This is a genomic window from Streptomyces sp. NPDC002784, from assembly GCF_053592135.1.
On sequence record NZ_JBSFVD010000014.1, the window covers coordinates 43,786 to 56,323 of the forward strand.

A 12,538-nucleotide genomic window follows, 5' to 3' on the forward strand; every position below is an offset into this window, starting at 1 on the left:
GATTCCACACGCTGTGGATAGACCTTCGAATTGAAGGTGGCTCCGATTGCCGCTGCCAGTCGGGCGTGCGGGGGCCGGTCCGAGATCCGTTTCGCCAATTCCTGGCATCGGCGAGGGCGGCGATCCAGTCTGTCCTCATGACCAACTTGAAAGTCGCCGTTGAGGCGAATGACGTGGCGGGGCTACTCCGCGGCGTCGACGAGACCGACGCGACCATCCACGCCTATGACGTCGTGGACGGACGATTCCCCTTCCACCCTCGCGGGCATGACCACGAGATCACTTATGACGTGCTGCCCGACACCGACTGGCCGGTCAGGGGCGCGAGCGCCCGGGCGCGCCCGGACTGTGAGCGGGGCAGCCTCGCCTGACGGGACGTGAAGCGGCCCCGGCCGGTGTCGGGGGAGGCACCAGGCCGGGGCCGCGGTGAGTGGTCAGGCGTGGGCCCGGACGACCAGCGTGCCGATGTGTCCGGCCTTCGGGGCGTCCACGACCGCCGCCGCAGCCGCCGCGAACCCGGCCCGGGTCAGCAGCCGCTCCCACACCGCGGGCCGGTAGCTGTACCGGTAGGTGAACATCGCCTTCCCCGCGAACCCGCCCTTGTACATGCCCTGCGGCCCATACGCGCCAGGGATGGCCGGCGGCTGAGAGAACACGAAGACACCACCCGGCGCCAGGTGCTCGCGAACCAGGGGGAAGAGGCGGGACGGGTCTGTAAACCAGGCTGCGCCGAAGATGGAGTACACCGCGTCATACCGGCCCTCGTCGGCGGCCAGCCAGTCGAGGACCTCGCCCTGCTCGATCCGTACACCGAGCGGCGCCCACTTCTCGCCTGCCCGCTGCACCATGCGCGGCGACAGGTCCACGCCGGTGGCCTTGATTCCCTGCTGTGCGAGGTGGGCCAGCGCGCGGCCGGTGCCGCACCCGATCTCCAGCACGGACTCCGGGGCGGCCAGGAGTTCCGGTCCGGGGCCGTGGCCGGCGTACTGGGTCCAGCAGAACGACGGCTCTGCGTCGTCCTTGAACGCCGACTCGGCGAAGGCGTCCCACAGTTCGGTCTCGGCGGCGATGTCGTGCGGTACGGGCACAGCGCGTTCCTCTGGTCGTCGGGATGCGGGAGCCCCCGCCCTCGGGGAGCCGTGAGGACGGGGGCGACTGTAGCGGGGTCAGTGGCTGTCGGGGACCTTGTCGTCGCACGGGGAACAGTCCGCGCCGTCGATGGCCCACAGCTCCTCGTCGACCGCCCAGCCCTGGGAGCGGAGGAAGTCGCCGGTGCGCAGGCACAGGCCGTCGCGGCGGCGCTCGATGAACGGGGCGTGGTGCTTGAACCGGCCGCCGTTGTAGAGACGGCAGATGCCCCACCAGACGGGCGTGTCGAGGATGAGCTGATGGACGCCGATGTCGACGAGCTTGCCCACTCCGAGGTGCTGGTCGGGGTTCTCGATGGAGCCCATGACGTACATGACGGCGTTGCCGAGGATCCGTTCGGCCATGTCCCGGACCATGGTGTGGTCGCGCAGGAGCAGGGCGACCTCGCGGTCCCAGAGGGTCATGCCGGAGTCGAAGACGTTGACGGTCAGCTCCGTGATGTGCGGAGCGACAGCGTTCAGGAGTTCCTTCGGGTCCCGTGTGCCGGTTGTGGCTGGCTGTTCGAGCGTGACGGTCATGAACTGTCCCTTCTGGGGCCTCGTGCCGTACTGGGATGGCCCCGCCCGGGCTCGACCTGTCCAGGGGTTGGGAACCAGGGCGGGGCTTGGACCGCCCCGGCAGGGGCTTGCGTTCCTCGGCCGGGGCGGGCGTCTACGGGCGCGACCCTGTCCCTGCGGTCGCCGTGGGCCCCCTTCACGCCGGGGGGAGGCGCCGCCGGTTAGTGGATGCGGACGGTGTTGGCACAGCGTTCGTGGATCCGGCCAGAGACGGCCGAGCCTCCCGACTGGCTGCCCTGGTCGAAGGGGCGCGTCGGCTCGCCCGGCTTGAGGGGCTGGTCGCAGGCCAGGCACATGCGGACGCCGGTGAGCGTCTCGTAGTGGTCGCACAACGCCAGGAGCGACCGGCCGAGTTTGCGCACGTGCGCGGCGGCGTCGTGCGGCATCAGCCCGGGTCGGGCGGTCAGCTTGCCGCGGGCCTCACGGACACAGGCCAGAGCCACGTAGCGGGGCACGTCGTCGGCGGGCAGTGCCGCGGCGGCCTGCTCGATCTCCGGGATGAGCAGCTGCATGTGACCCACCACCAGGCCTGTCAGCGTCTCCAGCGTGGTGAGGTCGACAGGGGTCACGTCAGGTGGCAGTACCTCGGCGACAGTCGCGCGCATCGTGGGGATGTCCGCCGGCGGGGCGCCCGCCGCGGCGGAGTTGTGCGCGGGCGCTGGGGTCTGCGTACCCTCGGCCATGTCGACTCCTCAGTAGTCGGCCAAGCCCCGGGGCCGTTCGCGCGGTCGCCGGGGCACTGCACGACTCATGGAATCGGTGCGCTACGCAGGGTCACAGGGATGGAACATCCCACTTTCGCGACGCTAGTCGCCAACTCCCAGGAACTCGGCCAACGGCCGCAGCCCCGGCGGGTGGTTGGGCAGCGACCACAGATCACGGACGATGGCCACCGCCAAGGTGTGATGTTGCATCCACGCCGGCGCCACACGGCGAAGCGACTCCAGCGACTTCACTGCCCCCGCCGCGTCCCCGAGATCCGTATGGGCTCGGGCCACATCCAGCAGCAGCCATGTCCGCCAGGACGGCGGGACGTCCTTGCCCAGCCGCATCCCCTTGGCGAGCGCCAGGGCATCCTCCGGGTGGCCGTACTGGACGGCCAGCCGGACCCGCTCAATACGCACCGAGGACGGGCTGAACACGCTGACCATGCGGCTGTCGCCGCCCTGCGGCAGCTTGGTCACGCGGGCGGCTTCTGCCTCTGCCTTCTCCATCAGCGCGGCTGCGCGCTCGTAGTCGTTGCTGCGTGCGGCAGACGTCGCGGCGGACATCGTCAACGCGCCCCAGACCTTGAGGCCATCAGCGGTGTCCGTGTGCCCCGCGCCTCGTAGGTCGTCTGCAGCGTGCAGCGCGATGCTGAGCGCGTCGCTAAGACGACCTTGCCGCTGGTAGGCCCACGCAACAGAGTTGACGATCATGGGGCGTAGTAGGGGGTCGGACGACCGGCCCGCGGCGTCTATGGCCCGCTCCAGACTGATCAGAGCGAGATCCGTTTTCCCCATTCGCACCGCGACGTGCCCGGCGAGCTGCAGGGCCTTGCCCAGAGCAGCGAAACCGGCCCGTCGGTCCTCGCCGTCAGTCGATGCCGCGGCGGTACGCGCATCCGAGATTACGTCTGGAAGCGTCTTCATCACCGTTTCGAACTCCGCGGCGTGGTACTGCGTCCAGCCGTCCGCGACCTGCTCGCGCAGACTCTCCAGCGAGAAGCCGGGCCCCGGCGGCTCCGGCTCCGGCGCCCAGAGCGCCGGCATGATGGCACGTCGCACCGCCACGAAACGCGGCCCGTCGCTCTCTCCCCTCGATGAAACGGCGGGAGGGTCCCCCAGAAGCGTCGTCAGCTCCACGCCAAGGCCGTTCGCCAGCGCGTGGAGAGTGGGCAAGCGCGCCGAGTGTTTCCGTCCTTGCTCAAGTTGTCGGATCACGTCTACCGACACGCCAGAGCGCTCGGCCAGTTCCTCTTGGGTGAGGGAGGCCAGGCGGCGCAGGCGTCGAAGATTTCGCCCCAGGTCGTCGTTTGCCACGCTGTCACGGTACGCCGACCCAGCAGCGAGGAAGTGTGGAAGGCCGCAGGGGGCATGACGAAACGCCCCCTGCACGGCCGAGGTGGCTGTACAGGGGGCGTTCGAGGTATCAGCGGGCGAACAGGGCCATGGCGCCCGTGGCGGCGCCGGCCACACCGGCGAGGACGCCGATCGTGGGCAGCGGCCACCGGCCCTTCTCCAACGTGGTGACACGGGGCTCGATGTCGCTGGTCTTCGGCATGGCCTCCAGGGCGCGGAGCCGCGACTCGTGATCGGCGACGTCCTTGCCCAGATCGTTCAGTCCCTGCCCGATGCTGTCGAGCTTCGTCTCCACCCGGGTCACGCCGTCGCTCAGGGACCTCAACTCCTGGTACATCTGGGCGCTGCTGATGTACACGCCCGGGTCGGGCGTACCCATCAGACGCCCTGAGCGTCCTGCTTGTTGGGCACAGCCCACGTGAACCCGAGCGCGGCCAGGACGGCGATCAGGGCCGCCCAGCCCTCGGCCGCGGTGACGGTGTCGTCGGTGACGGCGACGGACAGAGAGCCCGCGCCCGCGGCGACGGCGGACACAGCCGCCTTGGCGTACTTCGAGAACCTCATCGGGACTCCTTCTCCAGCGCTGTGACGCGCTTTTCCAGGGCGGTCAGCCGCTCCTCAGGAGTGGGCGGCTGGGGCTTGGGGGCCGGTGGCTTCGGGGCGGTCGGCGACCAGCTGGCGGGGTGCTTGAGCCGCTCGGCGACGCGGTCACGGAACTTGTCCATGTGCACGCCCGCGGGGTCCGGCTTGCCGGGCTGCCACTCCTTGTGGGCGATGACCGATTCGGCGTGCCATCCGTGGGCGCGGCAGAGCGCGGCGGACACGCGCACCATGGCTTCGACCTGGACGGCGGGCCAGCTCTGGCCGCCGCCGGTGTTGATCGCCTCGAACCCGTAGAAGTGCCGGTTGCCGTCGGTGTCCGTCTCGTTGTCGACCGGCAGGTCCGCGTCCTCGCGGACGACCGCGGCGAGCACGTCGCTGTCGCCGGCCCCGGCGTGGTTGGCGCGGCCGTAGCCGACGAGGTGGACGGTGCCGGAGCGGTCGATGACGCCGTGGCAGAGCGGCCCCGGCAGGCCGGAGTAGCCCTTGCGGCACAGCTCGACCATGCCCTTCTCCGTGGAGTACGGGCCGGTGTGGTGCTGCATGACGCCGTTGACCGGGCCCCACGCGCCGACATGGTTGCGGTTGTGGGTTTCCCAGGCGCCGACCTCGACGACCTTCACGCCCTCGGCGCGCAGCGCGGCGAGGAACTTGGACGCGGACAGGGGTGTGGCCATGCGTGCTCCAGATATGCGGAACGCCCCGGCCGGACGGCTCGGGGCGGAGGGTGGGCAGGGCTACGCGGGGCGGGCGAACTCGATCTCCAGCGTCGGCCGGGTGCCGCCGGTCGCGGTGTCGAGGTTCGAGCCGGTGCTGTGCCCGGGGGCGAGCTGGATGTAGTCGCCGACGGCCAGCAGAGTCGTGAGGTAACCATCTTCGGTATGGACCACGTTGGTGGCGGCGATCGCGGACCGGAAGTGGCCGCCGGGCAGCAAGGTGCCGTTGCCGAAGATCCCCAAGGCCCTCGCGGTGCCTGGGGTGGCCGTGGCGTTGAAGGAGATCTTCGCGTTGATCTTGTACCAGCCAGCGAGCTGGCAGGTGTAGCGGGTGGGGCTGCCCGAGGACCAGCCGCCTAGGTCGTCGAGTGGGATGGATTCCCAGCTGAGGGCGTTCGCGCCGTCCGGGTTGCCGGATCCCGTGCTGGGGATGGACTGGGACGTGTCCCTGGTGGCCCGGAAGACCGTCCGCCCCACCAGGGCGGCGCTGTTGGCCCGCGCCTCCGTGATGATCATGCCGGGCTGCCAGACAGGGAACTCGATGAACGTCACAGCGCCTCCTACAGGGCGACGACGGCGGGCCGGTGCACGCGGACCTCAGCCCCGGCGGCGTGCGGCTTGACGATCCCGTTGATGGACCGCATGACGGTCATGCGCTGCGGGGTGACGATGTGGATGTTGTCGAAGCGCATGACCGGACTGACCGCGGTGGAGCCGGTGTTGGCGAATGAGCGGGTGCCGATGTTGGCGGCCGCGGTCAGCGACGGGTCGGTTACCTCGATCTGCCATTGCCGGGGCTCGGCGGCCGTGGCCAGCCACACCTTCGCGCGCAGCGTGGTGCCCGCTGCTTGGAAGCGGACCCGGTAGAAGGTGCCGGCGACGTGCGCCAGGCCGCTGGTGTGCGAGCCGAGTTGCGTCTCGACGCCCGCCACGCGCTTGCGGATGGTCATGGTGACGGTGGCCGTGGTGGTGAAGTCGAGGCGGACCGCGTAGTGGTTGTTGTTGTCGACGGCCCGCAGCAGCGGCCCGGCGAACAGGCTGGCGCCCGAGGCCAGGACGTTGGTGGCGATGTCGGCGTACAGGTCGACGTCGGCGCTCGGTGCGGGGGTGAGCGTCAGGTGGGCGATGCCTACGACCGGTTGGGCCACGGATCCGTAGCCGCTGCCGACGGAGTAGTCCGCGGTGGCGCCGGTGACGGTCCAGGCCGAGCCGGAGTCCGGGGTGCCCCAGCCGCCCGCAACGGTGCGGGCGAAGGTGTCCAGCAGCGCGGAGGCATTGCCGGTCACCCGGACCACTTCGCCGCCCAGGCGCACGTCGAAGGGGAAGTCGCGGGCGGAGGCGCCCGCCACCCCGGAGCCGAGGAAGACGACGTCCGCGTGCAGCTTGTCGGTGCTGGGCGGCGTGCCGGTGAGCGTGGGCAGGACCCGCGCGGTGGCGGCGCCCGCCGGTGCCGTGACGCTGCCGGTGAACTCGGTCCAGACGCCGGCCTCCACCGTCTTGCTGATGCTGCTGGTGGACAGGTAGGCGCCGCCGACGTCGTACCAGTTGACGGACAGGCTCACCGACCGTGCGCTCGCGCAGCGCAGGAAGCCGTAGGGCGCGTAGGCGGTGCCCGGGGTGACCGGTGAAGCGGGCGACGCGGCGAACGCGGTGGCGGCCACGCCGTTGGGGGTGAGGAGCAGGCTCCAGTCCCCGCTGAACGGTGCAGGGCCCGGGGTTGCCACCCGGTCGATCGTTCCGCCGGTGGCCGTCCACCCGGCCAGGTCGGTCTCGAAGTCGGGGTTCGCGGAGAGCCGGTCGCGGGAGGTGACGAACGGGACCGCCAGGCTGGCGGCGCCGGCGGCCGGGGTGTGCACGATCAGTTCAGTGCCGGCGGCGTCGACCGCCGCGGCGAGCAGCGATCCGCCGGGGTTGGCGTCGATGCGGGGTGCGGTCTGGTCGAGGACACCGACCCGCCACGGCGCGGCGGGGGTGCAGTTGAAGGAGAAATCCCAGTCCACGGGGTGGCCGATGACCTCGGTGGACCCTTGCGCGATCAGGTCGATGGGGCCGGGTGGCAGCCAGGCGGGCGGGTTGGCGATAGTGAGCCGGTCCCCGGAGTCCAGCTGCGTGACCGCGTCGATCAGGGCGGGCGCGGCGGCCAGGTCGACGTTGACGACCGGGTAGCGGGCCTCGTCAACGGTGCCCAGGTGCAGGCGCCAGGCGGCGTGCGGGGCTGGCTGGTCGTCGGAGTTCAGATTGAGGGTGACGCTGTCGTCGTAGGGGCCGACCCCGCCTGGCGGGGCCTGGACGGACACCGGCCCTTCCTCAAGGACGGCGCGGGCGCTGCTGCCTCCTTCGCGCTGGACGGTGCGGTCGTTGCGGATCGCCTGGTCGTCGTCGACCGGCTCCAGCGGGTGGGCCAAGCCAGGCGCGAGGTAGTCGAGCTGCAAGGCCGCAGCCTGGTTGTAGAGGGTGTGCCGGTCGCGGTAGGCGAGGCTGAGGACGTCGCGGCGCTCGTAGAGGATGCCGCCGTCGACGTCGGCAGCCTCCTCGACCAGGTCGAGAAAGGTGTCCGGCTTCTGGGCGCCCATCAGTTCCTGGATCGCGGTGTTGCCGTGGACCAGGACGGGCTTGCCTTCCTCGCTCGCCAGGCGGCGCAGGCGAACGCCCGCACTCTCTCCCGCGAATCCGTCGTCGGCGTTGGCGAAGGCGATGTTGTTGATGGCGGAGAACATGGCGAGGTGTCCGAGGCGGAGGTTGCCGGGGATGCCCAGGATCTTGACCTGGGTCGGGCGGCCCTCGGTGGCGGCGTAGAGGGTGGAGACGGCCACGCCGCTGGCGCCGACACGGAGCCAGGCCACGTGCATCTCGACGTTGGCGCCCTGCTGCCGGGCCCACAGCTGGAGGCGGTTCCAGCGGCCCGTGAACTGCGGGGCGGTGATGTTGATGAGGGCCAGCTCGGCGCCGTCCGAGTTCAAGGCTCTGACGTTGACGTTGTTGGTTTGCACGCGGATCGTGTACTTCTTCGCCGTGCCGGTGGTGGTGACCTCAAGCATGGTGTTCAGACCGGACGGCATTGAGTCGAGCTTGAACACCATCTCGCAGTGCCACGCTCCGGCGGGCATCGAGGGGATCGCGCCGCGGCCCTCGGCGTCCTCGCCCCAGGCCGGGACGGTGGTGGCGCCGCCGAGGGTGTCGTCGGAGGCGAACTCCACGCCGCCGCTGACTTTCAGCGGCTGCACTCCGGCGATCGGGCTGTAGGCCTGGCTGGCGCCCTGCGCTTCCTCGAGGGGCCAGTACGCGGCCGGTGAGTAGGCGGGGATGCGGCGGCGCAGGGTGGAGTCGAACGGCTTGGCGCCCTGGCCGTAGCGGCGCAGGACGCCGGCGGCCTCGATGGGGACGCGGACGTCCTTGCCGGACACGTCCCAGCGGGAGGGCCAGTTGGAGACCTCACCGACGAACCGCGTCCTGCGGTTGGTGATCTGGGTGCCGCCGTTCAGCGTCCACGTCCGCCCCGCCGCGTCGGCGAAGCTGGTCGCGCCGATGGCCTGCGCAGTGAAATCCGGGTTGGCGACGATGGCCCCGTTGATGCCGTTGCGGATCTCCACCGCCATGCAGCGCCCGGCGGACGTCGTCATCGCCACGTCGACGGCGTTGCCGATCCGCACCGGGGTGGGGCTGTTGAAGATGCTCGTGACGCCGGCCTGGACGACCGGCGCACCCAACTGCGTCCAGGGTCCAGCGGTGCCCGAGGGAGCGGTGTAGAAGGTGACGGTCCTGCCCGCGGCGCCGTTGTCGACGTCGAGGGTGGCGCGCACCGCGAGGCGCCCGGACGGGGGCACGACAAGCTCGACCGTCGAGGACGCACCGAGAGTGTTGGTGCCGTCCGCGCTCCACTCCAGGTACAGCCGGTTGGACCTCACCCCCAGGAACCAGCTCTTGGTGCCGGCGGCGAGGGTGAGCTTGCCGACCAGCTCGGTCGTCTTCAGCACGTCGGCGGCGTCCAGCCAGTTGACCAGCTGCGCGTCCATCCGCACGTCGATGTCGCCGAGGGTGTCCAGCGGTGCGGCGTCGGGGGTGGAAGCGAAGTCGGTGCTGGCGCCGGGCAGCCGCAGGAACTGGCTGCCCGCCAGCACGCTGACGCGGATCGGGGTGTTGCGGCCGATGGCCCCGTAGTACGGCGACATCGGGTTCCTGGGCGAGTACTTGCCCAGCCGGTTGTTCAAGGTCAGGGAGCACTTGCCCGGGTCGGTGCGCTGCCCCTCGTCGGGGCGCCCCCGCTCAATGGTGATCTTCTCGGCGGTGTAGACGTCCGTGGTGATGTCCGTCCAGACCCCGCCGACCCGGAGTTCGATCTGCACGTCGAGAGGGGTCTGGGGGAACGGCACGAGGCCTCCTTATGAGCCGGTGAGGATCTGGACGTTGCCGCGACCGTCGACGCGGACGAGCTTGCGGAACATGCGCTTGAACTCGGAGTCCGCGCCGGCGAGGTCGATGCGGACGCGGACGAGGCCGCCGCCCTGACCGCCGAGCATCGGCGCCATCGTCGGCGTGGTGATCGGCTGGGCAGGGGTGGCGAGTTCAGGGCGGACCAGGGAGCGCATGGCGGTGTCGAGCTGCGGGGCGGTGCGCTTGATGCCCTGCACGACGCCGGGCGGGATGAACCGGCCGACCTCGTTGGCCATCAGGGCCGACGGGCTTTTGATGCCGAGGGCATCCTTGATCGCCTTCTTCATCCCCTTGGCGATCGTCAGCATGGCCTTCTCGATGAACCGCTGTTCCTTCTTCAGCCCTTTGACGATGCCCTGCGCGGCCTGGATACCGGTCTTGTACATGGCGTCACCGGCCACGGTCCCGGCCGTTCCTGCGGCGGCGACCAGCTGGGACTGGGTGGAGTTGATCTGTGCGATCGTGCCCTTGTCGGCGTTCGCCAGGGCGGAGGCCGCGGCGGATCCACCCTCGACGCCGGCCTGGGCGATCTGCGCGATCAGGTCTCCGCGCACGCCCTTGGCCCGCAGCTTGGCCAGGTTCGCGACCCACGACTTGGTCTGGGCGAGCTTGTCGCCGAGCTTGGTCAGGATCGAGTCGGCGGACACCTCGCCCCCGCCAGTGATCTGGGTGATGTTCGCCGAGTCGAGAACGCCCTTCTTGACGTCCGCGGCGAGCTTGTCACGCGCCTTGATCAGGTCTGCGACCTTCTTGTTCGCGGCCTTCATCTTCGACGCGAGGGCCTCTTCCCGCTTGGCCAGCGCGAGCAGCATCCCGGTGCCCGCGCCGATGATCTGCAAGGCCTTGGAGCGCTTCTTGCCCGGCGCGAGGGAGTCGCGGACGATGTCCGCCAGCTTGTGGCTGGCGGCCTTGATCTGCTTGGCAGAGCCGGTGAGGCCGTCGACCAGGCCGCGGGCGATCCACCGGCCTTGCGCGGTGGTGACCTTGGACGGGCTGGAGATTCCCAACGCCTTGGCGATCGGGCCCGGAATCACGTCCTTGGCCCACCCGAGGATCTTCGACTTCAGCCAGCCACCCATCGAGCTGATCCCGGACCACAGGCCCTGTACGACGGCGACGCCCTTGGACGTGAGCAGGCCGCCCAGGGACCCGATCGACTTGGAGATCCGGCCCGGCAGACCGGTCAGCCACGCTGCCAGCGCCAGGGCCCGCTCGACCGCGGCGTCCTTCATGCGGCCGAAGTAGCCGGCCACCCAGCCCGGGACCTTGCCCAGCCCCTGCACGGCGGTGAGGATGCTCGCGGTGGCGCCCTGGATCTTCTTCCACACCCAGTCCCAGGCGATCAGCGTGTACTTCCGGATGGCGTCCCACTTGGCGACGATCAGGACGACCAGGCCGACGATGAGGGCAATCACCCAGCCGACCGGGCCCATCGCGATCAGCCACTGAGCGGCCATGACCGTGGCCCAGGCGACCGCCTTCGCCGCCATGACCGCGAACTGGACGGCGGAGACGAGCGCCGCCCGGACCACCGCGGCGAGCCAGGTCCCGATCGACACCAGCGCCGCCCCCGTCCACGCCGCGGCGGTCGTGAGCGCCGAGGCCACGGCCCCCGCTGCGATGCGCAGGTAGGCCATGATGCCGATGCCCATCATCCGCAGCCAGGTGCCGATGACGCCCCACGCGGAGGCGGTGATGATCGTGTGGGCGCCGGTCACGATGGCAGAGACGGCCGCGTAGGTGATCATCGCGCCCTTGACGATGAGCACCGTGGCGGCCAGCCCCGCCAGCGTGTACGCCAGCGGCCGCATGACCTCTTCGTTCTCGGTGGCGAAGGTGAGGAACACCCCCGCCACGGCGCCGAGTTCTTGCAGGGCCTTGCGCTTGAAGGACTCAAGGGCGGCGGCCGGGTTGTCGCCGACCGTCTTGGCCATCTTGTCGGCGGCCCCGCCGACCTCGCCGAGCGCGCCGACCGCCTGGGAGGGATCGAGCGCATACAGGGCCTCGCCGAGGTCTTCGCTCTGGGTGCCGAACAGGGCGACCGCGGCGGCGGACCGCTTGACGGGGTCCTCGATGTAGCGAAGCCGGTCCAAGGTGACGTCGAGCGCCTCGGTGGCCGAGCTGCCGCCCTTGCCGATGCGGCGGGCCATGTCCTCGGCGTTCAGGCCGATCGCCTTGAACCCGTCGATGGTGGTGGCCGATCCGTCGATGGCCCGGATCGAGAACTCTTTGATGGCGTCCGCGACGACGTCGGCGTCCCGCGCGCCGGCCTGGAGGCCCTGGGACAGCAGGCCCATGGCGTGCTCGCCGTCGAGGCCGAACTTGCGCCACTGGGTGCCGTACTCGTTGACGGTGTCCAGCAGGTCATCGGCCTTGTTGGCGCCGGTCTGGAAACCGCGGGTGAGGATGTCGAACGCCTCGTCGGCGTCCTTGGCCAGGCCGGTCTTGAGCATCTGCCCGACCGCGGCCGTGGTCGGACCGACCTCCTGATCGAACGTCTCCGCCAGGGCGAGAGCCTTGGTGGTGACGCCCTCCAGGCCGCCCTCGGCCTGCGAGGTGTCGCCGATGTTCTGGTAGACACCGCGGATCGCGTCGTTGACGGTCTGGACCGAGTCGCCCCAGGCCTCCCCGTACACCTTCGCGGAGACCTGCGACAGCTCGGCGGCCTCGGCCGGCCCGATGCCCAGCTGCGCGGCCAGCTTGGCGTTGGCCGCCTCCATGTCGAGGTTGGCCGCGACACCGACGCCGAGCGCGGCCGCCACGCCAGCGCCGATGCCGACGGCCGCGGTGTCGAACCGCTCACGCGCCGAGGACAGGCCCTGCTCGGTGTTGTCCCGGGCAACCAGGTTGAACACCAGCGACGTATCGCTCATGACCACCCCTCTCACGAGGGGCGGTCAGCCCCTATCTATCCAGTTCTGCGCGTGCCTTGTTCTGGGCTTCCTCGTAGGCGTCGAGCCAGTCGAGCAGCAGGTCGGTTTCCTCGACGGTGCAGTCATCCCAGTCCCGCGGGCGCATGTGCAGC

The 12,538-nt window shown here is 70.4% G+C and carries 11 protein-coding genes; 1 reads left to right on the plus strand and 10 read right to left on the minus strand.

Going from position 1 to position 12,538, the window contains the following annotated elements; genetic code table 11:
- Positions 1-137: 137 nt before the first annotated feature.
- On the plus strand, positions 138-371 hold the full coding sequence (locus ACWD1Z_RS23220; RefSeq protein WP_451121393.1) for a hypothetical protein: 234 nt from the start codon (positions 138-140) through the stop codon (positions 369-371).
- 63 nt (positions 372-434) lie between these two features.
- On the opposite strand, the gene ACWD1Z_RS23225 is transcribed toward ACWD1Z_RS23220, so the two are convergent.
- The 10 genes from ACWD1Z_RS23225 to ACWD1Z_RS23270 form a co-directional block, all read right to left on the minus strand.
- Positions 435-1,088, minus strand: coding sequence for a class I SAM-dependent methyltransferase (locus tag ACWD1Z_RS23225; protein WP_451121395.1), 654 nt, complete (start codon positions 1,086-1,088; stop codon positions 435-437).
- A gap of 78 nt (positions 1,089-1,166) precedes the next feature.
- Complete coding sequence (locus ACWD1Z_RS23230) at positions 1,167-1,667, minus strand: hypothetical protein (RefSeq protein WP_451121397.1); 501 nt, start codon at positions 1,665-1,667, stop codon at positions 1,167-1,169.
- Positions 1,668-1,867: 200 nt separating this feature from the next.
- Positions 1,868-2,389: a DUF6415 family natural product biosynthesis protein gene (locus tag ACWD1Z_RS23235; RefSeq protein ID WP_451121398.1), complete on the minus strand. Its 522-nt coding sequence runs from the start codon at positions 2,387-2,389 to the stop codon at positions 1,868-1,870.
- A 123-nt stretch (positions 2,390-2,512) separates the two neighbouring features.
- Complete coding sequence (locus tag ACWD1Z_RS23240) at positions 2,513-3,727, minus strand: helix-turn-helix domain-containing protein (RefSeq protein ID WP_451121400.1); 1,215 nt, start codon at positions 3,725-3,727, stop codon at positions 2,513-2,515.
- Between the two features lie 109 nt (positions 3,728-3,836).
- On the minus strand, positions 3,837-4,145 hold the full coding sequence (locus ACWD1Z_RS23245; RefSeq protein WP_451121402.1) for a hypothetical protein: 309 nt from the start codon (positions 4,143-4,145) through the stop codon (positions 3,837-3,839).
- Positions 4,145-4,330, minus strand: coding sequence for a hypothetical protein (locus ACWD1Z_RS23250; RefSeq protein ID WP_451121404.1), 186 nt, complete (start codon positions 4,328-4,330; stop codon positions 4,145-4,147). The genes ACWD1Z_RS23245 and ACWD1Z_RS23250 overlap by 1 nt, the downstream gene beginning before the upstream one ends.
- Entirely contained in the window at positions 4,327-5,043 is a 717-nt protein-coding gene (locus ACWD1Z_RS23255; RefSeq protein WP_451121406.1) for a peptidoglycan recognition protein family protein, read from the minus strand. Before ACWD1Z_RS23255 ends, ACWD1Z_RS23250 begins: the two co-directional genes overlap by 4 nt.
- A 60-nt stretch (positions 5,044-5,103) precedes the next feature.
- Positions 5,104-5,634 (minus strand): hypothetical protein, encoded by a 531-nt coding sequence (locus tag ACWD1Z_RS23260; RefSeq protein WP_389416859.1) that lies wholly within the window; start codon positions 5,632-5,634, stop codon positions 5,104-5,106.
- 8 nt (positions 5,635-5,642) lie between these two features.
- On the minus strand, positions 5,643-9,452 hold the full coding sequence (locus ACWD1Z_RS23265) for a hypothetical protein (RefSeq protein ID WP_451121408.1): 3,810 nt from the start codon (positions 9,450-9,452) through the stop codon (positions 5,643-5,645).
- A gap of 9 nt (positions 9,453-9,461) precedes the next feature.
- The gene (locus ACWD1Z_RS23270; protein ID WP_451121410.1) at positions 9,462-12,386 is read right to left on the minus strand and encodes a phage tail tape measure protein; all 2,925 of its coding nucleotides are present in this window, start codon (positions 12,384-12,386) and stop codon (positions 9,462-9,464) included.
- Positions 12,387-12,538: the final 152 nt, after the last annotated feature.